Source organism: Arenimonas sp. GDDSR-1 (assembly GCF_025980345.1).
In the GTDB taxonomy this organism is placed as follows: domain Bacteria; phylum Pseudomonadota; class Gammaproteobacteria; order Xanthomonadales; family Xanthomonadaceae; genus Arenimonas.
Window position 1 is genome coordinate 1 of the sequence record NZ_JAPDUI010000022.1, and the last position, 23,128, is coordinate 23,128.

The 23,128-nt window shown below is 64.7% G+C and carries 21 protein-coding genes and 1 pseudogene; 8 read left to right on the forward strand and 14 right to left on the reverse strand.

Annotated features, from left to right (window positions below):
- Positions 1-114: 114 nt before the first annotated feature.
- A complete protein-coding gene (gene ppk2 / locus Q0W88_RS05365; RefSeq protein WP_297800854.1) occupies positions 115-1,251 on the forward strand; it encodes a polyphosphate kinase 2 in 1,137 nt (378 codons plus the stop codon).
- Between the two features lie 70 nt (positions 1,252-1,321).
- On the forward strand, positions 1,322-1,915 hold the full coding sequence (locus Q0W88_RS05370) for an RNA pyrophosphohydrolase (RefSeq protein ID WP_297800856.1): 594 nt from the start codon (positions 1,322-1,324) through the stop codon (positions 1,913-1,915).
- Here Q0W88_RS05370 and Q0W88_RS05375 read toward each other — a convergent pair whose 3' ends face one another.
- On the reverse strand, positions 1,916-4,240 hold the full coding sequence (locus tag Q0W88_RS05375; protein WP_297800858.1) for an ATP-binding protein: 2,325 nt from the start codon (positions 4,238-4,240) through the stop codon (positions 1,916-1,918).
- Positions 4,241-6,781, reverse strand: coding sequence for an EAL domain-containing protein (locus Q0W88_RS05380; protein WP_297800860.1), 2,541 nt, complete (start codon positions 6,779-6,781; stop codon positions 4,241-4,243).
- Positions 6,782-6,965: 184 nt separating this feature from the next.
- On the opposite strand from Q0W88_RS05380, the gene Q0W88_RS05385 reads away from it, so the two are divergent.
- The 5 genes and pseudogenes from Q0W88_RS05385 (at position 6,966) to Q0W88_RS05405 (ending at position 10,286) form a co-directional block, all read left to right on the forward strand.
- Entirely contained in the window at positions 6,966-7,706 is a 741-nt protein-coding gene (locus Q0W88_RS05385) for a DUF6776 family protein (protein ID WP_297800862.1), read from the forward strand.
- Between the two features lie 35 nt (positions 7,707-7,741).
- Positions 7,742-8,104, forward strand: a pseudogene (locus Q0W88_RS05390) (polymer-forming cytoskeletal protein); the annotation flags it as partial.
- Between the two features lie 37 nt (positions 8,105-8,141).
- Entirely contained in the window at positions 8,142-8,498 is a 357-nt protein-coding gene (erpA, locus tag Q0W88_RS05395) for an iron-sulfur cluster insertion protein ErpA (protein ID WP_297800864.1), read from the forward strand.
- Complete coding sequence (gene nudC / locus Q0W88_RS05400; RefSeq protein ID WP_297800866.1) at positions 8,498-9,397, forward strand: NAD(+) diphosphatase; 900 nt, start codon at positions 8,498-8,500, stop codon at positions 9,395-9,397. Before erpA ends, nudC begins: the two co-directional genes overlap by 1 nt.
- Before the next feature lie 13 nt (positions 9,398-9,410).
- Positions 9,411-10,286, forward strand: coding sequence for a hypothetical protein (locus Q0W88_RS05405; protein WP_297800868.1), 876 nt, complete (start codon positions 9,411-9,413; stop codon positions 10,284-10,286).
- 6 nt (positions 10,287-10,292) lie between these two features.
- On the opposite strand, the gene Q0W88_RS05410 is transcribed toward Q0W88_RS05405, so the two are convergent.
- The 12 genes from Q0W88_RS05410 to Q0W88_RS05465 all read right to left on the reverse strand — a co-directional run bounded on the left by Q0W88_RS05410 (position 10,293) and on the right by Q0W88_RS05465 (position 22,615).
- Positions 10,293-10,871 carry a hypothetical protein gene (locus Q0W88_RS05410; RefSeq protein ID WP_297800870.1) on the reverse strand — a complete coding sequence of 193 codons (579 nt, stop codon included), beginning with the start codon at positions 10,869-10,871 and terminating at the stop codon, positions 10,293-10,295.
- A gap of 51 nt (positions 10,872-10,922) precedes the next feature.
- Entirely contained in the window at positions 10,923-12,806 is a 1,884-nt protein-coding gene (locus Q0W88_RS05415) for an MFS transporter (protein ID WP_297800872.1), read from the reverse strand.
- Between the two features lie 39 nt (positions 12,807-12,845).
- Positions 12,846-14,132 (reverse strand): phosphoribosylamine--glycine ligase, encoded by a 1,287-nt coding sequence (gene purD, locus Q0W88_RS05420; RefSeq protein ID WP_297800874.1) that lies wholly within the window; start codon positions 14,130-14,132, stop codon positions 12,846-12,848.
- A 9-nt stretch (positions 14,133-14,141) separates the two neighbouring features.
- Entirely contained in the window at positions 14,142-15,713 is a 1,572-nt protein-coding gene (purH, locus tag Q0W88_RS05425; RefSeq protein ID WP_297800876.1) for a bifunctional phosphoribosylaminoimidazolecarboxamide formyltransferase/IMP cyclohydrolase, read from the reverse strand.
- Between the two features lie 57 nt (positions 15,714-15,770).
- Complete coding sequence (gene fis, locus Q0W88_RS05430; protein ID WP_297800912.1) at positions 15,771-16,043, reverse strand: DNA-binding transcriptional regulator Fis; 273 nt, start codon at positions 16,041-16,043, stop codon at positions 15,771-15,773.
- Positions 16,044-16,122: 79 nt separating this feature from the next.
- Positions 16,123-16,599 carry a DUF3426 domain-containing protein gene (locus Q0W88_RS05435; protein ID WP_297800878.1) on the reverse strand — a complete coding sequence of 159 codons (477 nt, stop codon included), beginning with the start codon at positions 16,597-16,599 and terminating at the stop codon, positions 16,123-16,125.
- Positions 16,583-17,479, reverse strand: coding sequence for a 50S ribosomal protein L11 methyltransferase (prmA, locus tag Q0W88_RS05440; protein WP_297800880.1), 897 nt, complete (start codon positions 17,477-17,479; stop codon positions 16,583-16,585). Before prmA ends, Q0W88_RS05435 begins: the two co-directional genes overlap by 17 nt.
- Positions 17,479-18,846, reverse strand: a complete 1,368-nt coding sequence (gene accC / locus Q0W88_RS05445; RefSeq protein WP_297800882.1) for an acetyl-CoA carboxylase biotin carboxylase subunit — start codon at positions 18,844-18,846, stop codon at positions 17,479-17,481. Before accC ends, prmA begins: the two co-directional genes overlap by 1 nt.
- A gap of 13 nt (positions 18,847-18,859) precedes the next feature.
- Positions 18,860-19,339, reverse strand: a complete 480-nt coding sequence (gene accB / locus Q0W88_RS05450; RefSeq protein WP_297800885.1) for an acetyl-CoA carboxylase biotin carboxyl carrier protein — start codon at positions 19,337-19,339, stop codon at positions 18,860-18,862.
- Between the two features lie 20 nt (positions 19,340-19,359).
- The gene (gene aroQ / locus Q0W88_RS05455; protein WP_297800887.1) at positions 19,360-19,818 is read right to left on the reverse strand and encodes a type II 3-dehydroquinate dehydratase; all 459 of its coding nucleotides are present in this window, start codon (positions 19,816-19,818) and stop codon (positions 19,360-19,362) included.
- A 98-nt stretch (positions 19,819-19,916) separates the two neighbouring features.
- A complete protein-coding gene (locus Q0W88_RS05460) occupies positions 19,917-20,516 on the reverse strand; it encodes a TlpA disulfide reductase family protein (protein ID WP_297800889.1) in 600 nt (199 codons plus the stop codon).
- Positions 20,513-22,615, reverse strand: coding sequence for a protein-disulfide reductase DsbD (locus tag Q0W88_RS05465; RefSeq protein ID WP_297800891.1), 2,103 nt, complete (start codon positions 22,613-22,615; stop codon positions 20,513-20,515). The genes Q0W88_RS05460 and Q0W88_RS05465 overlap by 4 nt, the downstream gene beginning before the upstream one ends.
- 212 nt (positions 22,616-22,827) lie before the next feature.
- Here Q0W88_RS05465 and groES point away from each other — a divergent pair, with 212 nt between their 5' ends.
- The gene (gene groES / locus Q0W88_RS05470; RefSeq protein WP_297800893.1) at positions 22,828-23,115 is read left to right on the forward strand and encodes a co-chaperone GroES; all 288 of its coding nucleotides are present in this window, start codon (positions 22,828-22,830) and stop codon (positions 23,113-23,115) included.
- Positions 23,116-23,128 lie beyond the last annotated feature (13 nt).

Consider the following 23,128-nt stretch of genomic DNA (forward strand, 5'->3'; position numbering starts at 1 on the left):
TGATTTGGCTGAACCCCGGCCAAAGCAAGGCGCGGCGCAGGGCTTGAGGTGAATCAAGACACGGGCCGCCATTCCGGTGCAGACTGGCGGGGTACCCATAGAATGAGGCAAGCCATGGCCGTGAAGCGTTCCCGTTCCGTATCCGCCGCCCGCAAACCGGCCGCCAAGAAAACCGCCAAAACCGCGCCGGTGAAAAAAGCCGCCCCGGCCAGGAAAGCCGCGAGCCGCAAAGCGGCGGTGGCGCAATCGGTGGATCGCCGCAAACCCAATGGCAAAGGCCCGTTCGATGTGAACACCGCGGTGGCCGCCGCCATGGCGCAGGCCGAAGCGGTGAAGTGGGCGCAGGCGCATCCGAAACCGGCGGTGCCGCCGCTGGGCATTTCCGCCGAAGGCCTGGGCATCTCGCCGGATGCGGCCAAACGCATGCAGCGCCTGCCGGACAGCGGGGAAGACAGCAGTAACGCGCCGCTGCCGGACAGCTACCCGTACCGCCACCGCATCCAGCGCAAGGAATACGAGGCGGAAAAGAAGAAGCTGCAGATCGAGCTGCTGAAAGTGCAGAACTGGGTGAAAGACACCGGCCAGCGCATCGTGCTGCTGTTCGAAGGCCGCGACGCGGCCGGCAAGGGCGGCACCATCAAGCGCTTCACCGAACACCTGAACCCGCGTGGCGCGCGCGTGGTGGCGCTGGAAAAACCGAACCAGGAAGAGGTCGGCCAGTGGTATCTGCAGCGCTACACCCGGCATCTGCCGACCTACGGCGAGCTGGTGTTCTTCGACCGCAGCTGGTACAACCGCGCCGGCGTGGAGCGGGTCATGGATTTCTGCAGCCCGGCCGATTATCTGGAATTCCTGCGCGAGGCGCCGGAGTTCGAGCGCATGCTGGTGCGCAGCGGCATCCGCCTGTACAAATACTGGTTCTCGGTCAGCCGCGACGAACAGATGCGCCGCTTCAATTCGCGCCGCAGCGATCCGCTCAAGCACTGGAAGCTGTCGCCGATCGACATCCAGTCGCTCGACAAATGGGATGCCTACACCGAAGCCAAGGAAGCGATGTTCTTCCACACCGACACCGCCGATGCGCCCTGGGTGGTGGTCAAGTCGGACGACAAGAAGCGCGCCCGCATCAACTGCATGCGCCACTTCCTGAGCACGCTGCCGTATCCGGGCAAGGATCCGGCCGTGGCCTGCGCGCCCGATCCGCTGATCGTCGGCGCCGCCGCCGAGGTGCTGGCCAACAGCGGCCAGTAAGCGCCGCGCTTGTGGATTGCCACGCGCTGTGGCAGTCTTACAGGCAGTAGAATTTTCTGGAGTTCCGGCCGTGATAGATCCGGACGGTTACCGCCCCAATGTCGGCATCATCCTGATGCGTGCCGACGGCATGGTGTTCTGGGCCCGCAGGGTCAACCGGGATGGTTGGCAATTCCCGCAGGGCGGCATGAACACCGACGAAACCCCGCTGGAAGCCATGTACCGCGAGCTGGAAGAAGAAACCGGCCTGCAGTCGCATCATGTCGATGTGCTCGGCGCCACGCCCGGTTGGCTGCGTTACCGCCTGCCGCGGCGCAGCATCCGCAACCACACCAAGCCGGTGTGCATCGGCCAGAAGCAGGTCTGGTTCCTGCTCAAGCTCAATGCCGATGAATCGCAGGTGCGCCTGGACGCGACCGACACGCCCGAGTTCGATGACTGGCGCTGGGTCGATTTCTGGTATCCGGGCGAGAACGTGGTGCACTTCAAGCGCGAAGTGTACGTGCAGGCTCTGCAGTTGCTGTCGCCCTTGGCGCGCGAACTGGCCGGCGAGGCCGGCGTGCCGCGTCAGGTTGGCGATCGTCTGCTGGAAAACCTGCGCACCCGGAAAATCGCACGCGATGCCCGCGGCCGGGCCGAACGCCAGGCGCGCAAGCCGGCCTGATCAGGCGATGATGGCGGCCAAGGCCGCCCGCACCCGTTCGAATTCCGCGGCAATGCCGGCGCCGGCCTGCAGCGGGGTGTCGATGTCGCCGCTGCGCGCGCTTTTCTCGATGGTCTTGGCGATATCGGACAGGGCCATGGCGCCCAGATTGGCGCTGGATGATTTCAGCGTATGCGCCGGCGCCACCAGCGCGGTGCAATCGCGGTTGTCGAGCGCGCTCTGGATCTGCCCGATCAGTTTCGGGCTGTCTTCCAGATAGATGCGGATCAGGCTCTGGTAATCGCTGCCCATCATTTCCTGCAGGTCTTCGACGATTTCCATGTCCAGGGCCGGACTCTGAGCGGCGGCCGCTGGCGGCGCTGCTTCGGGCGCGGCCGGTGCCGGTGCTTTGCTTTCCACCGGCGGCGCTTCGCTGTGCCGCGTCATCCATTTCATCATCACCTGCTCCAGCAGTTTGCGGTCGACCGGTTTCGACAGGTAATCGTCCATGCCGGCATCCAGGCAGCGCTGGCGGTCTTCGGCCATGGCGTTGGCGGTCATCGCGATGATCGGCAGGCGCGGCAGCGATTTTTCCGCTTCAATCCGGCGCCAGGTCTGGGTGGCCCGGTAGCCGTCCATCACCGGCATCTGGCAGTCCATCAGCACCAGGTCGAAATCGGGATTCTGCTGCAGCATGTCGATGGCGATCTCGCCGTTCTCGGCGCTCAGGCAGTCGAAGTTGCAGATCTGGATCAGGCGCTGCGCCACCAGCAGGTTGACCGGGTTGTCTTCCACCAGCAGCACCAGGCCGCGCGATTGGCCGGGCACGAACAGCAGATCGGCCGGCAGGATGTTGACCGCCGGTTTCTGCTCGTGCGGGCCGGGCGGCTGCAGTTCGCTGGCGGTGCTGGCCAGCAGGCGGTTCAGTTCGGCGAACAGGGTCGACATGTCGGTGTTGCGCGCGATCACCCGCCGGCGCGGGGTTTTGTCCAGTTCCAGCGCCGGGCCTTCCACCGACTGCAGCATGGCGATGCGCAGGCGAGCGAATTCGGAATCGGCCAGCAGGCTCTTCTGCAGCTGCAATGCGCTCTGCCGGCCGGAGCTGACGTCGATGACCAGCAGATCGAGATCGGACGTGCTGCCGACCGCGACCGATTCCTTGAGGATGCGCTGCGCTTCGAACACGGTGCCGGCCACATTGAGCTGCGCGCCGGCATTGATGTTGGCTTTCTCGATCTTGCCGGTCAGGATCGGATCGCTGGAGAACAGCAGCACGTTGGCGTTCTTCAGTTCGGTGGCCAGGCCGTGGCTGTCGCCGACCGCTTTGAGCATCGGAATCTCGAACCAGAACGTCGAGCCGGCGCCGGGCTGGGAATCGACGCCGATCTGGCCGGCCATCAGATCAATGATGCGTTTGCAGATCACCAGCCCGAGGCCGGTGCCGCCGTACAGCCGGGTGGTCGAGGCATCGGCCTGGCTGAACGGCTTGAACAGGCTGCCGGCGTTCTCCGGCGAGATGCCGATGCCGGTGTCCTTCACTTCGAAACGCAGGATGTGGTGCTGGCGGGTTTCCGATTTGGCCTTGACCGAGAGGGTCAGCGTGCCCTTGTCGGTGAATTTGATGGCGTTGCTGAGCAGATTGCTCAGCACCTGGCGCAGGCGCACCGGATCGCCGCGCACGGCCAGACGCAGCGAAGGATCCAGATGGACCTGGATGGCCAGATGCTTGGCGTCGGCCTGGTTCTGGAACATGCGCACCACGGAATTGACCACATCGCGCAGGTTCATGCCGGTGGTTTCCAGCTGCAGCTTGTTGGCTTCCAGTTTCGAGTAGTCGAGGATGTCGTCGACGATGCGCTTCATCTGCCCGGCCGAACTGCGCGCGGTGCTCAGGATGTCGGATTGGTCCTTTTCCAGCGGCGTGGTCGACAGCAGATCGAGCATCGGGATGATGCCGTTCAGCGGCGTGCGGATTTCATGGCTCATGGTGGCCAGGAATTCGCTCTTGGCCATGGCCGCGGCTTCGGCCGCCAGCTTGGATTTCTTCAGCTCGAATTCCAGACTGCGCTGCTTTTCCAGTTCGGTGCGCAGCCCGGTCACTTCCTGCAGGTGCTGCTCGGTGTTGATTTCGGTCTGCGCGATGCGGCTGTGGTGGCTTTCGATGCGGTGCCAGAGCGCGGCCACGAACGACACGGTCAGCAGCGAGGAAATGACCGAGACGTTGAGCCAGACCGAATCGTTCAGCCACAGGCTGATGCCCGAGGAAATCGCCGCGCCGGCCGCCGACGCCAGGGCCAGCCAGCGGATCAGGGTGGACTGTTGCGGGCGCTCGTCCTGATCGTTCATCTACAGCACCGACTGGTCGAAACCGAACTCGAGGCTGCTGTCGGCCGAATGCACCAGATTGCCCTGGATGAAATCGATGCCGCTCATCCACAGCGCGGCCGCGCTCTGCGCGTCTTCCACGCAGTGGCCGATGACTTCCACGCCGCGCCGGTGCGCGTTGTCGGCCAGCGCTTTGACCTGGTCGCGCGCGTCCTGGTTGCCGAGCTCGGCGGTCAGCCGGTTGGCCAGCTTGACGTAACTGATCGGCAGGCTGCCGAGCAGATCGGGTTCGTCGTTGCGCGGGTTGTAGCGGCTCAGGCAGAACTGCACGCCGTCGGCGCTCAGGCCCTGGCACAGGTCCTTGATCGACTGCTGGTTGAGCAGGGCGTCGTTGTGGTTGATTTCGATGACCAGGCTGTTTTCCGGGATGCCGTAGGCTTTCAGCAGGTTGCGCAGCCAGACCGGCTGGCTTTCATCGAGCAGGGTGATGTTGGACTGGTTGACGAACAGCTTGATCTGGTCGCCGGCGGCGGCGCGTTCGCTGATGGTGGCCACCGCTTTGGTCATCGACCAGCGGTCGAGCGCGATGATCAGATTGCTTTTCTCGGCGATGTGGATGAACTCGGTGGCCGGCACGATGGCGCCGTTGCCGTCGGTCAGGCGCAGCAGGGACTGGAACTGCTTTTCCGCGCCGCCGGCCACGGCCACGATCGGCTGGTACAGATGCGACAGGCAGCCGTTGCTGTCGGCGTTGGCCAGCAGCGCGATGATGGCTTCCTCGCGCTCCACTTCCGCACTCGACTGCGGCCGGTACACCACCACGCCGCCGGGTGCGCTGCGCGCGGCGCGGGCGGTGCGTTCGGCGGCGTTGATCAGGATGTCGGTGCTGCCTTTGCCGTGTTCGAACGCGCAGACGCCGATGTGGGCGCGGAACTCGACCCCCTGGCCCTGGATTTCGAACTTCTGCGCCATGATGCGTTCGCGCAGCTTGGCCGCCTGCGCCGTCATCGCGGCTTCGCCGGTGTCGCCCTGGTACAGCAGCGCGAAGGCGCCGTCGCCGAAGCGCGCCACCGGTGCCGGCTGGCCGATGCCGGCCAGGAACGCGGAGAATTCGCGCAGCAGGTTCTCGAGGGCGCTCAGGCCGAGGCGGTCCTTGAGCAGATTGATGCCGTTGAGTTCGATGAAGAACAGGGCCTGGCCGTCGCGTTCGATGCGCTGCTCGAGCAGGTTCAGCATGTCGGTGCGCCGGATCAGGCCGGTGTCTTTCGCCGCAGCGCCGGCGTCGCCGCGCAGGGCACGGTGGCGTTTGATGCGGTTCTGCACCGCCGCGATCAGCCGGCGCGGACGGATCGGCTTGCTCAGGAAGTCGTCGCCGCCGGCTTCCAGCGCGTCCATCTGGCGCTCTTCATCGGATTCGCCGGACAGGAACACGATCGGGATGTTCTGGAACTGTTCGGACTGCCGGATGATTTCGGTCAGTTCGATGCCGCTGGCTTTCGGCATGTTCAGATCCATCAGGATCAGATCGGGTTTGAACGATTCGATGTGGCCGATCAGGTTGTCGGCTTCCAGCAGCACCTTGGTGCTGATTTCGGCATTGCGCAGGATGCCTTCGGCGAACATCGCCTGCGAGCGGTCGTCTTCGACGATCATCACCCGGTAGCGCTCGGTCTTGCCGAAGCGCAGGATCTGGTCGATGCGCGCGACCACGCCGCGCGCGTCGGCATTGCCGCTGATCACCGCGTCCATCATCGCGAAGCGCTCGTCGCCGGCATCGGCTTCGCTGTCGGCCGGCAGCAGCTGCACGGCGGTCAGGTACTTCGGATGCTGGCGCCGGTAATCGCCGATCATGCCGCCGAGGCGCAGCACGTCGTCGGCGAATTCGGCATCGATCAGCAGCAGATCGGCCGGCAGCGCCTGCAGCAGTTCAGAGAGTTCTTCCGCGCTGTCCAGCAGCTCCAGATCGACGCCGGCCTGCTCCAGCTGCAGGTGGATCTCCTGCGCCAGGGTGCCGTGCTTGGTGAGGTGGTAGATGCGCTGGTTGCGGAAGCTGGTCTCGGCCGCGGGTTTCGAGGTGTCGTTCATGGGAGCCATCCTAGCAGGGGCCGCAGCATCGGCTGCGGGAGGGGGTTTGGGAGAATCGGTGCTGACCGGAACCGGCGCTTCGGCGCCTTCCGACCATTGCCGCCAATAGGCGATCGGCGGGGTTTCGAAGCGGCTTTCGGCACTGGTGCTGAGCGGCACCGGGGCCTGCCATTCGGCCAGCGCCGGCGCCTTTGCCACGGCTTTGACCGCCGCCGGCGCGGCGGCATCGCCGAATGCCTGCAGTTGCGCGGCCTGTTCATCCGAGGGCAGGGTGCCGGCCGCCAGACAGGCGCTGAGCAGGCCGTCGAGGCCCTGCAGGGGCGCGGCATCGGCATGGGCGCCGACCCGCAGCCGGGTGCGCACGTCTTCGCGCAGCTGCCAGAGCGCGTTCAGATCCCAGCGCGAAGCCCGATACGCGGCGATCCGTGCCGGAAGGCCGAGCGTTGCTGCGGGAGCAGGGTTTTGGAGATCGATCATCTGCGGCGTGCCGTTGTCCGTTTGCGCGCATTCCGCGGCGGTCTGAGTGACCGGCCGTCAAACGCGCCATCACAGGCTATTATGCACGCAAAATCAAGCGCCTGTCAGCCGCTCCGGCATTCCCGGCCGGGCGGTGTGGGAACCGCTATAATACAGCTCGTCGTCTGCGCCGGGAGTCGCCGCCATGGCGGTGCAAAACAAAGATCTGCCGCGGTTTTCCATTGTCAGCCAATCGCCCCGTTTCAAGGGGCTGGGTCTCGTGCTGGGCGGGCTCTGGCTGGTGATGGCCGTGGCCTGGATCGGACTGTTCTGGCGCGGCCTGCACACCGATGCCGGCCAGTTGCGCGCGCAGCGCGATGCGGCCGTGCGCCAGGCCGAAGCGCTGAAAGACAGCGAGACGCGCCTGAAGCAGGAACTGACCAACGCCAAGCGCGCCGAGTTCATCACCCGCAGCGCCAACACCCAGATCCAGGAATCGCTGGCCGAGAAGGACGAGCAGATCGCCGGGCTCAAGGCCGATATGGATTTCTACGAGCGCCTGGTCGGCTCCGGCGGCCGCCGGCACGGGCTGAGCGTGCATAACGCCGAGTTCACGCCCGGCGCCGGCAATGCCTGGCACTACACCATCACCCTGACCCAGAACATCAACCGCGGCGGCATGACCTCGGGCCAGATGCGCTTCGCGGTGGACGGCGTGTCCGGCGGCAAACTCAAGAGCGTGGAGTGGCCGCAGCTGCTGCAGAAACCGGAGGCGCCGGCGCAGGCCTTTTCCTTCCGCTATTTCCAGCAGATCGAGGGCGATGTGATGCTGCCGGCCGGCTTCACCCCGCAGCGGGTCCGGGTCAGCGTCAGCGGCGGCTTCGGCAAACAGGAACAGCGTTTCGACTGGACGGTCAGCCGTCCGGCCGCAGCGCCGGAAATTTAATTTTTCATTCAATCTCGTGATGGAGCGTCAAAAGCATGTTGGGAAGTAAAAAAACAAAACTGTCCGCGAACGGATCGGACAATGTGGAAACCCTGATCGGCCGCCACGTGGTGATCCAGGGCGATCTGCTGTTCTCGGGCGGGCTGTACATCGAGGGCAAAGTGCTCGGCAAGGTGATCGCCGAAGACGGCGCCGATTCGCTGCTGACCCTGGCCCAGGGCGGCGTCATCGAGGGCAGCATCAGCGCGCCGAAGGCGGTCATTTCCGGCCGGCTGACCGGCGACATCCACAGCCGCGAGCGCATTGAATTGACCGAAACCGCCCATATCCAGGGCAATATCCATTACCGGTTGATTGAAATCACCGCCGGCGCCACCGTCAGCGGCCAGTTGATCCACCAGCAGCCGGCCGATTAATCCTTACAAGGCGAAGCCCATGAGCGAACCGACCTACCAAACCGTTGCCACCCCGCTGAGCCTGACCGCTTCGGCTGCGGCCAAGGTCGCCAGCCTGATCGCCGAGGAAGCCAATCCGGAACTGAAACTGCGCGTGTACATCAGCGGGGGCGGCTGCTCCGGCTTCCAGTACGGCTTCAGTTTCGACGAACAGGCCGAGGCCGATGATCTGGCGGTGCAGCGCGATGGCGTGACCCTGATCGTCGATCCGCTCAGCCTGCAGTACCTGATGGGCGCCGAAGTGGATTACCGCGAAAGCCTGCAGGGCTCGCAGTTCGTCATCCGCAATCCCAACGCCAAGACCACCTGCGGTTGCGGCAGCAGTTTCTCGGCCTGATGCCCCTTCCCGATTTCGCCTTCCGTCACACCGGCCTGGACCGCGCCGAACCGATGCGCACGCATCCGGCCGAGCTGGATGCGGCTTGGGCGGACGCGCGTCTGTTGGTGCTGAACGAAAAAGGCGAAGCCTGCTGTTACAGCGCTTCTGAAATTTACTATCCCGCCACCCGGGTTTCTTTGCGCCGTCCGGAATCGGCCACCCTGCTGGGTTTCGATGCCGGTCAGTCGTATTTCGCGTTGCCGCTGGACGCGGTCGCGCATGCGCCGCAGGAAGTGATCGGCATCCGCGCCGCCGCCGTGGAATGGCCGGAAAAGGATGCCGCCATCTTCGCCCAGGCCAAAGCCATTTTGCATTGGCAGACCCAGAGTAAATTCTGTGGCCGCTGCGGCGGCCTGCTTGATCTGAAAACCGCCGGCTACAGCGCGGTTTGCGGCAGCTGTGGTCTGGCCAGTTATCCGCAGACGCATCCGGCCACCATCATGTGCGTCAGCGACGGCGAGCATCTTCTGCTCGGCCGGCAGGCGGCCTGGCCGGAGAAACGCTGGTCGTTGCTGGCCGGTTTCGTCGAGCCCGGCGAAACGCCCGAGCAGACCGTGGTGCGCGAGGTTTGGGAAGAATCCGGCGTGCGTGTCGAACGCGTGCGTTATGTCGCCTCGCAGCCCTGGCCGATGCCGATGGCGCTGATGATCGGCTACGATGCCTACGCGCCGATGCAGGCCATCCACATCAGCGATGAACTGCAGGCCGCGCGCTGGTTCAGCAGGGACGAACTGAACGCCCTGGTCGCCGCCGGTGAACTGAGTTTGCCCGACCCGCTGTCGATTTCGCGGTATCTGATCATGCGCTGGCTGCAGGCCGATTCCGCGCTGGCCGAATTTTGGCATACTACAGCCTGACAAGGGGGCGCGCATGACCTGGACGGTAATGGCGGTAGTGGCAGCATTGTTGATCGGCCATGTCCTGCCGCAGGTCAGCCGCTGGCGCGATTTCACCTGGTTCGAGCGCTGGCTGGACATCGCCTGCCGTGCAGAATCCGGGCCCTCGCCGTGGCACGCCTATGCCGGGGTGTTTCTGTGCGTCGGCCTGCCGGCCCTGGTGGTTGCGCTGCTGGTCGGCTGGCTGGACGGCATCTTCGCCTTTCTGGTGGCGCTGGCCGCCATGCTGTACACCTGGGGTCCGCGCGATCTCGATCTGGATGTGCAGGCGATCATAGATGCCGAAGGTCTGGAGGCGAAAGAACGCGCCGCCGCCGCGCTGTATGAAGAAGGTCAGCCGGTGTCTCTGGAAGGTCCGGTGGCGGTCGCGGCGGTGTTCGAAAACGCGCTGACGCGCTGGTTCGCGGTGCTGTTCTGGTTCCTGCTGCTCGGCCCGGGCGGCGCGCTGGCCTACCGCCTGCTGTATCTGCTGGTGCATCACAAACATGACCGTGCCCTGCCGGAGGGGCTGCGCGAAGCCGCCGGAAAAACCCTCAATGCCGCGCACTGTCTGCCGGCGCATCTGATGACCCTGGCCATGGCGCTGGCCGCCAATTTCGACAAAGTCGTGCAGGTCTGGCGTGATTGGTACGCCGATGGCGGCCCGCGTCTGGATTATTCGTTTCTGTCCGCCGCGGCGCATGCCAGCGTGGCCTCGGAGCTGGCCGAGGAAGCGGCCGATGCCGACGACGGTCCGTCCTCGGCTCCGGCGCTGCTGGAACTGCGCGATGCCATGAGTCTGGCCTGGCGCATGCTGCTGCTGTGGCTGGCGGTGCTGGCCGTGTTCGTGCTGGCCGGTCTGGTCAACTGACGCGGTTCAGTCGCGCTTGCGGTAGAAGCGGATCGCCAGGCTGCGCACCACCAGAATCGGAATCGCGAACACGATGTTCACCACCAGCTGGAGTTCCAGCCACTGGCCCCAGGTTTCCATCTGGCCGGTTTCGATGTCAATGCCCGGCGGCTGCAGCGTGAACAGCAGCACGAACAGCACCAGCCCGTAAAACAGCAGATGGCAGATCCAGCCGCCCAGGTTGTGCGGCAGGAACAGCAGGAACATGCGGCGTACCGATTTCCCGGCACTGACCTTGTCTTTGCGCGCATCGGCCTGCTGCATGAATTCGGTCAGTTTGCGCCGCAGCTCGTCGAGTTCGCGCGCGGACTCCTGCTTGACCTCGGCGAAGCGCTCCGGCGTGCAGACCGCTTCCTGGGCTTTGACCCAGGTGCCGAGAAAGGCGATGCGGCGCTCGGCCAGACCGATTTCGTCCTGGAATTTGGCTTTGATGCTGCGCTGCTCGGTCCACGCCGCCAGCCGTGCCCAGGTACCGCCGAGCAGGGTGATGAAACCCACGATGGCGGTGGCCATGGCCAAATGATCTTGAATCGTCGGTTCCGCCATCAGGATTCCCCTTACCCTTGTGCACTCAGCTTAACACGCTGCGATGAACGGCTAGGCCCACTCGCCGCGCATGGCTTTCACTTTTTCCTCAAGGTCCGCCGCCGTCGCGCTGGCGCCGTCCACCGGCGCTTCGGCCAACACGGTCACATGTGCGCGGATGCGGCTGGGCAGGCGCAGGGTGTTGATCACGCCGCTGCGGCTGAAGATGCTGGCCCACATGCCGCGGATCGCCATCGGCACCACCGGCACCGGACGCGCGGCCAGAATGCGTTCCATGCCGGGCTTGAACGGGCCGATCTCGCCGTCCGGGGTCAGGCGGCCCTCGGGAAAAATGCAGACCAACTCGCCGTCGGCCAGCGCTTTGTCGACTTCCGCGAAGGCGCGCTCCATCAGTTCCGGATCTTCGCTGCGGCCGGCAATCGGAATGGCGTTGGCGGCTTTGAACGCCCAGCGCGCGCCGGGCGTATTGAAGATTTTGTAATACATCACGAAGCGGATCGGACGCGGCACCGCGCTGCTCAGCAGCAGGGCATCCATGTAACTGACGTGATTGCACACCAGCAGGGCCGGGCCCTCATCCGGTACGTTTTTCTCGATGCCGTGCACCTCGATCCGGTACAGGATGCGGATGTAGATCCAGGCCAGAAAGCGCAGGAAGAATTCCGGCACCAGCAGCATCAGGTACACCAGCACGGCCAGATTCAGCACCGACAGCAGCAGGAACACTTCCGGAATGTTGAAACCGAGATAGCGCTGCAGCACGATGCCGGTGGCCGCCGCCGACACGATGAACACCGCGTTCTGGATGTTCATGCCGGCGATGACGCGCGACAGATGGTGTTTCTCGGTGCGGCTCTGGATCAGCGCGAACAGCGGCACGATGAAGAAGCCCGCGAACAGACCGATCAGGGTCAGGTCGGCCATGATCCGGAAGCTGCCGGCCTGCTGCCAGAACTGCGCGAGAGTGATGCCGGTTTCCGGCGCGAGTCCGGGCCTCGCGAAATACAGATCGGCGCAGAATACGCTCATGCCGAGCGCGCCGAACGGCACCAGACCGATTTCCACCGTGCGCTGCGAGAGCTTTTCGCACCACAGCGAACCCAGACCGGTGCCGATCGAGAACAGCGCCAGCGCCATCAGGTTCAGGGATTCCGAACCGCCCAGATGCAGCTTGGCGTAATTCGGCAGCTGCGCGCTGAGCAGGGTGCCGACGAACCAGAACCAGGACACGCCGAACACCGCGCGGCGCACCACCGGGTGGTGGCGGACCATGCCGAGCACGTGCAGCGATTCGGCCAGGAGATTCGGATTGATTTTCAGCTCGGGCGCGATGGCCGGCGCCATCGGAATCGCGCGGCTGACCAGATGCCCGGTCACCGCCAGACCGATCATCGCCGCGGCCGCGGCCTGCGGTCCGTATCCGGGAATCATCAGCAGCGACATGCCGGCGATCATGCCGATCAGGATCGAAATGGAGGTGCCCATTTCCACCAGGCCGTTGCCGCCGGTGAGTTCTTCCGGCGCCAGCACCTGCGGCAGGATGGCGTATTTGACCGGACCGAACAGGGTGGACTGCACGCCGGTCAGAAACAGGCAGAACAGCAGCAGCGCGGGCAGGCTATAGATGAAGCCGAAGGCCGCCAGACTCATGATCGCAATTTCCATCGCGGTGGTGATGCGGATCAGGCGCGCCTTCTCGACCTTCTCGGCGATCTGCCCGGCGGTGGCGGAAAACAGGAAGTAGGGCAGGATGAACAGGGCCGGTGCCAGGTTGGCGTAAAGCGTCGATTGCTCGGTGCTCAGGCCCATCTGGTACACCATCAGCGCCAGCATGGCGTTGCGGAACACGTTGTCGTTGAATGCGCCCAGCGCCTGCGTCAGGAAGAACGGCAGGAAGCGGCGTTGTTTCAGCAGTTCAAATTGCGAGTGGGCCATGGTGCGCGGATTCGGTGACCAAGGCCCACTATAGCCGACTCAGCCGTGCTCGCGTTCGATGGCGCGCCAGCCGATGTCGTTGCGGTGGAACTCGCCCAGCCAGCTGATCTGATCAGCCAGGGTATAGGCGGCATTCTGCGCTTCGGCCACGCTGCTGCCGAGCGCGGTGGCGCACAGCACGCGGCCACCGCTGGTCAGTACCTGCCCGTCTTCCAGCCGGGTGCCGGCATGGAACAGCTTGCTGCCGGGCGGCGCGTCGATGTCGAGGCCGTGGATGACGTCGCCGGTGCGCGGCGTGCCCGGGTAGTGTTCGGCGGCCATCACCACGCCCAGTGCCGGGCGCGGATCCCACTGCGCCTGGGTGGCGTGCAGGCGGCCGTCGATGGCGGCTTCAATCAATGTGCTCAGATCGGACTGCAGGCGCAGCATCACCGGCTGGGTTTCCGGATCGCCGAAGCGCACATTGAATTCGATCACTTTCGGCGCGCCGGCCGCATCGATCATCAGACCGGCGTACAGGAATCCGGTGAACGGCATGCCGTCACTGATCATGCCGCGCACGGTCGGTTCGACGACCTCGCGCATGACGCGCGCATGCACTTCCGGCGTGACCACCGGGGCCGGCGAATACGCACCCATGCCGCCGGTGTTCGGGCCGGTGTCGCCGTCGCCGACGCGTTTGTGGTCCTGACTGGTGGCCATCGGCAAGGCGGTGCGGCCATCGACCATGGAAATGAAGCTGGCTTCTTCGCCGGCCAGGAATTCCTCGATGACCACGCGTGCGCCGGCCTCGCCGAACTGGTTGTTGCCGAGCATGTCGGTGATCGCGGCTTTGGCTTCCTCCAGCGTCATCGCCACCACCACGCCTTTGCCGGCGGCCAGTCCGTCAGCCTTGATCACGATCGGCGCGCCGACGTGATCGACGTGCGCCAGGGCTTCGGTTTCGCTGTCGAACACCGCGTAATGCGCGGTCGGAATGCCGTGCCGCGCCAGAAAATCCTTGGCGAAGGCCTTGCTGCCTTCCAGCTGCGCGGCGGCCTGACGCGGCCCGAAGATGCGCAGGCCGTGGGCCTGGAACAGATCGACCACGCCCAGCACCAGCGGCGCTTCCGGGCCGACCAGAGTGAAGGCCACGTTCTCGGCGCGTGCCAGGGCCAGCAGGCCGTCGATGTCGGTGACCGACACCGCGACGTTGCGGCATTTGTCCTCGCGGGCGGTGCCGGCATTGCCCGGCGCCACCAGGATTTCCGTGACCCGCGGCGACTGCGCCAAACGCCAGGCCAGCGCGTGTTCGCGCCCGCCGGATCCGATCACGAGAATTTTCATGGAGGTTCCTCAGTGTTTGAAGTGGCGGCGGCCGGTGAACACCATGGCGATGCCGTGTTCATTGGCCGCGTCGATGACTTCATTGTCGCGCATCGAGCCGCCGGGCTGGATGACGGCACGGATGCCGGCCGCGGCGGCGGTGTCGATGCCGTCGCGGAACGGGAAGAACGCATCGGACGCCATCACCGCGCCGGGCACGGAAAGGCCGGCGTCGTCGGCTTTGATGCCGGCGATCTTGGCGCTGATCACCCGGCTCATCTGGCCGGCGCCGATGCCGATGGTGCGCTGGTCGCGCGCGAACACGATGGCGTTCGATTTCACGAACATCGCCACTTTCCAGGCGAACAACAGGTCTTCCAGCTGTTCCAGACTCGGCTGGGTGTCGCTGACCGTTTTCAGATCCTTGATGCCCAGCGTGTCGCTGTCGGTGTTCTGCACCAGCAGGCCGCCGGCCACGCGTTTGTAATCCCACGCGCCGTGATGGCCATCGAGCGCGCCGCAGTCGAGCACGCGCACGTTCGGCTTGCGTGCGAACGCGGCCTGCGCTTCCGGGCTGATGCCGGGCGCGATGACCACTTCGACGAACTGGCGTTCGGCGATGGTGCTTGCGGTTTTGCCGTCGAGCATGCGGTTGAAGGCGATGATGCCGCCGAAGGCCGAGGTCGGATCGGTGCCGAAGGCGCGGTCATAGGCATCGCCGATGTTGGCGGCCACCGCCACACCGCAGGGGTTGGCATGCTTGACGATGACGCAGGCCGGGGCACTGAAGGCTTTCACGCATTCCAGCGCGGCGTCGGCATCGGCGATGTTGTTGAACGACAGTTCCTTGCCCTGGATGAAACGGGCGGTGGCGACGATGCCGCTGCCGGCGGCGGCTTCGACGAACAAGGCGCCGGCCTGATGCGGATTCTCGCCATAACGCAGGGCGCTGCCGAGTGCGAAGGCCGGATGCAGACTGGCCGGCCAGGCTTTCGGCGCTTCGGGGCTGTCGGCGCGCTTGGACAGCCATTCGGTGATCTGGCCATCGTAGGCGCTGGTGTGTGCGTAGGTTTTTGCGGCCCAGTGGCGTCGTTGCGCCTCGGTGCTGCCGCCTTCGGCCAGCGCCGCGATGAAGCCGGCGTAATCGGCCGGATCGGTCAGTACCGCGACGCGCGCGTGATTCTTGGCGGCGGCGCGCAGCATGGCCGGACCGCCGATGTCGATGTTCTCGATGGCGTCGTCGTACGTGCAGTCGGGCTTGGCCACGGTGGCCGCGAACGGGTAGAGGTTCACCACCAGCAGATCGATGGCCTCGATGCCGTGTTCGGCGCTGACCGCATCATCGATGCCGGCGCGCGACAGCAGACCGCCGTGGATTTTCGGGTGCAGGGTTTTGACCCGGCCGTCCATGATTTCCGGAAAGCCGGTCACGTGGCTGACATCGGTGACGGCGAGGCCGGCATCGCGCAGGGCTTTGGCGGTGCCGCCGGTGGACAGCAGCTGCACGCCATGCGCGATCAGGGCTTCGGCCAGCGGCAGCAGGCCGGATTTATCGGACACCGACAGCAGGGCGCGGCGGACGGGATGGCGGATGGCGGGCATAAATCACTCCGAAAGGGGCTTAATTATAAACCCTCGGGGTGACGCATTGGGGCCGGATCAGCCCTCGGAAACGGCGTATTGCTTGAGTTTCTTGCGCAGGGTGGCGCGGTTCATGCCGAGGATTTCGGCGGCGCGGCTTTGATTGCCCCGGCAATGGATCATCACTTCCTGCAGCAGTCCCGGCTCGACTTCGGCCAGCACGGTGTCATACAGATCGTTGCTCTGGGCATGGCCCATGTCCTGAAGATAGCGGCGCACCACGCGGGCCACGACATCTTTCAGGCAGGGTTGGGTTTTGGTTTCGGGGGCGGTGCTGTGGATGAGATGCAGGGTGTTCACTTACGGCTCGTGCTGACCATTTTTCCGGCCGTGTAGTGTAGCCCGATTCGCGCGCGCTTGCCTGAACGCTTCAGTGGAAATCGAAGGCGAAACCGGCGGCCTTGCCGGAGGTTTCCTGCAGCGCGATTTCCACCGACACCGTCTGCCCGGGCTTGATGTCACCGTCCTGCGCGGCATTGAGGTACTCGCGCGGACGGAAGCGGCGCATGGCGATGGCCTGTCCGGTGACATCGGTCAGCCGGATTTCGATCTGCGGCCAGGGCTGTGGCCACTGCGCGGCATTGCGGAAACTCAGCTGGACCACCAGCACGCCGGCCTGATCGGGGTCGGCGGCGACCGCCTGCTGCACGGGCACGAAAGCTTCGGGTTGGCGCCAGGCCTCGAGCTGGCAGGACGCCAGCAGACACAGGCGGCTGACCAGCGGACGCCAGGCCGGGTTTTCAGCCAGTTCATCGCGTTTGGCCAGAATGATCTGCAGGCCCAATGCCAGCATCAACAGGCCGGTGCCGGCCAGCAGCCTGCGGTGCTGATCAGCGTTTGCGGCCATCGATGCGGATCCAGTCATCCTGCTGGGTCACCGTCAGCGCGTCGAAATGCGGGGCGAAGGCCGCCAACACCTCGTGTTCCTGGCCTTTCAGGATGCCGGACAGTGCGATGACCCCACCGGACTGCGTGCGTGCCGCCAAGGTGTCGTGCAGGGCGATGAGTGCCGAGGCCAGGATGTTGGCGACGACCACGGGATACTGGCGCAGCGGTTCGGCGTCCGGCAGATACACCTGCAGCGCGCGGCCGACACCGTTGCGTTCGGCATTGTCGTGCGTGGCGATCAGGGCCTGCGGATCGTTGTCGACGCCGGTGGCCGAGGCCGCGCCCAGTTTCAAGGCGGCCAGCGCCAGAATGCCGGAGCCGCAGCCGAAATCGAGCACATCCTTGCCGTGCAGATCCAGACCATCCAGCCAGTGCAGGCACAGCGCGGTGGTCGGGTGCGTGCCGGAACCGAAGGCCAGGCCCGGATCCAGGCGGATGATGACACTCCCGGCCGCTTCCGGCGGCGCCTCGCGGTGCCACGGAATGATCCAGGTGCGGGTTCCGAAACGCATCGGCTCGAATTGATCCAGCCAGGCCCGTTCCCAGTCCTGGTCTTCCACCGTGCGGAACGTGGCGGTGGACCAATCGATGCCGCTGTCGTAGGCATCCAGGGCGTGCAGCAGCAGGCCTTCGTGGGTGCCGGCATCGAACAGCGCCAGCAGCACGATGTCGTTCCACAGCGGGGTTTCGCCAACGCCGGGTTCGAGAATGGCTTTTTCGTTTTCGGCATCGGCCGCGTCCAGCAGCGACACGCTGAGCGCACCGAGTTCGTTCAGCGCGGTTTCCACCCGCGCTTCTTCGCTGGCCTTGCAGGCGATCGACAGCTCGAGAAAGGGCATCAGGTCAGGCCGAGGCCTTTGTCCTTGCGTTCGGCCAGGCGTTTTTCCAGGTAATGGATGTTGGTGCCGCCCTGGAAGAAGCCGGCATCGGCCAGAATGCGCTGCTGTAGCGGCACATTGGTCTTGATGCCGTCCACGATCATTTCCGACAGCGCGCAGCGCATGCGGTAAATGGCCTGTTCGCGCGTGTTGCCGTGCACGATCAGCTTGCCGATCATCGAATCGTAATTCGGCGGCACTTTGTAGCCTTCGTAGATGTGCGAATCGACGCGCACGCCCGGGCCGCCCGGCGAATGGAAATGCTTGATCAGGCCCGGGCTCGGCAGGAAGCTGTCCGGGTCTTCGGCATTGATGCGGCATTCGATGGCGTGGCCGCGGATGACGATGTCGTCCTGGGTCAGGCTCAGTTTCTGGCCGGAGGCGATCAGCAGCTGTTCGCGCACCAGATCGACGCCGGTGATCATCTCGGTGACCGGATGTTCGACCTGGATGCGGGTGTTCATTTCGATGAAGTAGAAGCGGCCGTTCTCGTACAGGAATTCGAAGGTGCCGGCGCCGCGGTAACCGATGCGCACGCAGGCTTCGGTACAGATGCGGCCGATCTCGGCGCGCTGCTCGGGCGTGATGCCCGGCGCGGGGGCTTCTTCCACCACTTTCTGGTGACGGCGCTGCATCGAGCAGTCGCGTTCGCCCAGATGGATGGCGTTGCCCTGGCCGTCGGACAGCACCTGGATTTCGATGTGGCGCGGGTTCTCCAGGAATTTCTCCATGTAGACCATGTCGTTGTTGAACGCGGCCTTGGCTTCCTGTTGCGTGGTGGTGATCGAGGTGATCAGGCTGTCGGCTTCGCGCACCACGCGCATGCCGCGTCCGCCGCCGCCGCCGGCGGCCTTGATGATGACCGGATAACCGATCTCTTCGGCCATTTTCAGGTTGGCCATGGCGTCGTCGCCGAGCGGTCCGCCCGAGCCGGGCACGCAGGGCACGCCGGCATCCTTCATGGCGCGGATGGCTTCGACCTTGTCGCCCATCATGCGGATCACGTCGGCGGTGGGGCCGATGAAGATGAAGCCGGAACCTTCGGCGCGTTCGCAGAAGGTGGCGTTCTCGGACAGGAAGCCGTAACCCGGATGGATGGCGTCGGCGTCGGTCACTTCCGCGGCGGCGATGATGGCCGGAACGTTCAGATAGCTTTCAATCGACGGCGCTGGACCGATGCACACCGATTCGTCGGCCATGGCCACGTGCTTGAGGTTGCGGTCGACGGTGGAATGCACGGCCACGGTCTTGATGCCGAGCGCGCGGCAGGCGCGCAGGATGCGCAACGCGATTTCGCCGCGGTTGGCGATGACGACTTTTTTCAACATGGCTTCAACCTGCTCAGGAGATGATGAACATCGCTTCGTCGAATTCGATGGCCTGGCCCGGCTGGACCAGAACGGCGGTCACGGTGCCGGACACATCGGCTTCGATCGGATTGAACATCTTCATCGCTTCGATGATGCCGATGGTGTCGCCGGCTTTCACGCTCTGTCCGACGCGCACGTAGGGTGCGGCCTCCGGGCTCGGCGAGGCATAGAAGGTGCCGACCATCGGCGAGCGCACGGTGTGTCCGTCCGGCACCGTTTTGGCCGATTTGCCGACCGCTTCGGCCGACGGGCCGGGGCTGGCGGCCGGGGCACGTACCGGGGCTTCGGCCGGAGCTGCCGGCGCGGGAACATGATGGATGACTGGGGCCGCTGCGACCATGCCGCTGTGGCGGGCCAGGCGCACGGTTTCCTCGCCTTCCTTGATTTCCAGTTCGGACAGGCTGGATTTCTCCAGCAGTTCGATCAGGGCTTTGATTTTGCGTAAGTCCATAGTGACCTCGGGGATGGGGTTCAGGGGGTGTCGGCGGCGGATGCGGGGAACCATTGCATCAGCTGGGCCAGGGCAAAGCGGTAACTGTCCGGTCCGAAACCGCAGATGACGGCTTTGGCCAGATCGGAAAAATAGGAGTGCTGCCGGAACGGTTCGCGGCTGTGCGGATTCGACAGGTGCGCCTCGATGAAGGGCAGGCCGACCGCCGCGAAGGCGTCGCGCAAGGCGACCGAAGTGTGGGTGAACGCCGCCGGATTGATCAGGATGGCATCCACGCCCTGGGCGGGTGCCTGTTGAACCGCATCGACCAGTTCGTGTTCGGCATTGCTCTGCAGGAAGGCGATGCGGTGCCCGGCGCTTTCGGCCTGGATTTTCAGGGCGTCATTGATCTGCGCCAGGGTCTGCGTGCCGTAGATTCCCGGCTCGCGCTGCCCCAGCAGATTCAGATTCGGACCGTTCAACACCAGAAAATACGCCACAGCACCCTCCCCAAGCGAACGGCCAGTTTCGCAAACTTAGGGGGTTTTGTCTAGAAAATGAGGGAATTTCCCTGAAAATGAATGCTGTTTGATTTTTGTTAACGCCGATTATCCGCCATGCCGTCGACCAACCAGTCGCGCAGCTGCGCTTCGCCGGCGAACACGCCGATATGGCGTTTGACCAGACGGCCCTGCGGGTCGATCAGCACCGTGAACGGAAGCACGCCCCAGGCATTGCCCAGCAGCACCGAGCTGTCGGACGCGCCGGGCGGTTCGTGGTGCTGGGCGAAACGCACCGGGATGTCACTCAGCAGGGTTTGTGCGCTTTCCGGCGTTTCCAGGGCGATGCCGATGATGTCAACGTGGCCTTGGCGGTCGGCGTGCAGCGCATCCAACCAGGGCATTTCCACACGACAGGGGCCGCACCAGCTGGCCCAGTAGTTGATGAGCTGCCAGCGTCCGGGAGCCGGCAGTGAACGCGCCTGGCCATCGAATCCGGTGACGGTGAATGGCCGAACCGTTTCGCCGATGGCGGTGGCGCCGCCCGGCGCCGGATATTTCGGCGGCACAACGCGTTCAAACAATGCTTGGCCCAGGTCGGTGCGCAGCAGGATGCCGGGCCCGGCAATGAACATGCCGGCGGCCAAGCCGAGCAGAGCCGCCAGCACGGCCAGCACCAGCACCTTCAGCGGCTTCACTGCGTCAGCGCCTCGCGCATGAGGTCGAGGGTCAGCAGCTGCGGCAGTTTTTTTCCGGCGCCCGGGCCTTCGGGATACACCACATACAGCGGCACGCCCGGCGTGTCGTATTGGTCCAGATACGCGCTGATGTCCGGGTCCTGGTTGGTCCAGTCGCCGACCAGATACACGGTGCCGGTGTCCTTCAGCAGCCGGGTGAACGCCTCCGTGTGCAGCACCGCTTTTTCATTCACTTTGCAGGTGATGCACCAGTCGGCGGTCATGTCGACGAAAACCGGCGTGCCCTGCGCGCGCAGTTCGGCCAGACGCTGCGGAGTGAAAGCCTCGTAATTCTTGCCTTGTGTGCTCACGGGCGCGCCCGGTTGCGCCTGCTGCAAAGCGACGCCGAAACTGGCGGCGGCCAGCACACCGAGTAGCAATGCAATGCCTTTGGCGCGCAGGCTGGGCGACATTTTCTGCCGTTCGAACCACCACAGCGCGGCGGTCAGTGCGGTGGCGGCGATCAACAGCAGCGCCAGACCGTTCACGCCTTTCTGGTTGCCGAACACCCACGCCAACCAGACCGCGGTCAGGTACATCGGATAAGCCAGCCAATGCTTGAGCGTGTCCATCCACGCGCCGGGTTTCGGCAGTTTGCCGGCAAGGCCGGGCAGGAAGCCAATCAGAAGGAACGGCAGCGCCAAGCCCAGACCCAGCGCCAGAAAGACCGAGAGCGCCAACAGCCAGTGGGCGGTGAAGGCAAAAGCCAGTGCGCTGCCCATGAATGGCGCCGTGCAGGGACTGGCCACCACCACCGCCAGCACGCCGGTGAAGAAGTCGCCGGCCGGGCCGGATTTTTCGGTGAGCGATTGACCCATGCCGGCGAAACCGGAACCCCAGTTGAACAGGCCCGACATCATCAAACCGATGCCGAACATCAGCAGGGCAAGGCCGCCGACGATGACCGGTTGCTGCAGCTGGAAGCCCCAGCCCAGCGCCTGACCGGCGCCGCGCAGGGCCAGCACGCCGATGCCGAGCGCGGCGAAACTGCTCATCACGCCGGCGGTGTACCACAGCGCATGGCTGCGCGCATGGCCGGGCGTGTTGGCTTTGGCCAGTGCCATCGCCTTGAAGGAAAGCACCGGAAGCACGCAGGGCATCAGGTTGAGGATCAAACCGCCGAGCAGCGCCAGTAACAGTGCCGGCAGCCATTGCAGCAGGGCACTGGGTGCGGCGGCGTCCGGCGCGTCAGCCGCGCCGCCGGCCGGCAAGGCCAGGGTCAGCGTTTTTTTCATCGGCGGGTAGCAGATGCCGTTTTCCTTGCAGCCCTGATAGTCCACGGTCAAGGACAGTGGCCCGGCGGCGGTATCGCGGCGTTGCAGGGGCAGGGTGATTTCCGCCGGTTCGAAATACACCGGCACGGTGCCGAATTCGGGATCGGGGTACCAGACCGCCTCCGGCAGTTTCGCTTTGCCCGGTGTGGCGATGGCATCTGCGGACGTACCGAACGCGAGTTTGTCGCGGTACAGGTAATAGCCCTGGGCCGGCGTCAGTTTCAGCAGCAGGGAGCCGGCGTCGCCGACGATGGCCTCGATGCGGAAAGCCTGGTCTTCAGGCAGCGCCGCATCGGCGGCCGCGCCGTTCAATCCGAGCAGGGCTTGGCCATCCGCCGCCGCGGCGGTGTTCAGCGGAATCCGCAGGCGCTTGTTCTGCGGCGGATAGCAGATGCCGATATCGGCACAGCCTTGGTATTTCAGGCGCAGCAGCACATGGTTGGTGCCGGGCGGGGCCGTGAAGCGCACCGTAGTCGCCAGTTCCTTGCGGTAGGTTTCCACATCGCCGAAGAATTCATCGCGGTAGGCTTTGCCGGCCGGAAGCTGCAGCGGCTCCAGCGTCACCCCGGGGCTGTCGCTTTCAACGGCGGTGCGGTGCTTGTAAAGATAGTAGCCCTCGGCAATGCCCCAGCGGATGCGCACGCTGTCGACACTGACCGCCTCGATGGACACCGGGTAGGCCTGATCCACCGGCAGCAAGTCGGCTTCGGAAACGGCCCGTGCGGGGGCGGTCAACAGGGCCAACAGGGAGAAGATCAGGGTGAAGCTGAAGGCAGGACGATTCACGGGCGTTCCGGGCGGGCGGTTTCAACGGCTTTCTAGGGTAGCCCAAAGCCGCGGCTTTGCCGACCCCTTGAAAGCCGGCGGGGCCACCCCCACTAGTGGGTACACCCCGAGCCGGGGGTTTTCGCGTAGAATTTGGCACTCTCCTCTCCCGAGTGCTAATCCGCCGGTTCGGGATTTATCCAACGTATTGATTTTAAACACAAAGGTAATTTATGAACATCAAGCCTCTGCACGATCGCGTTGTCATCAAACGCATGGAAGAAGAAAAACTGTCCGCCGGCGGCATCGTCATTCCGGATTCGGCCACCGAAAAACCGGTGAAAGGTGAAGTGTTGGCGGTGGGTGAAGGCAAGCCGCTGGATAACGGCAGCGTGCGCGCGCCGAAAGTCAAAGTGGGCGACAAGGTCCTGTTCGGCAAATACGCCGGCACCGAAATCAAACACGACGGCGTCGAAATCCTGGTCGTCAAAGAAGACGACATCCTGGCCATCCTGGCCTAATCCCGAATTCACG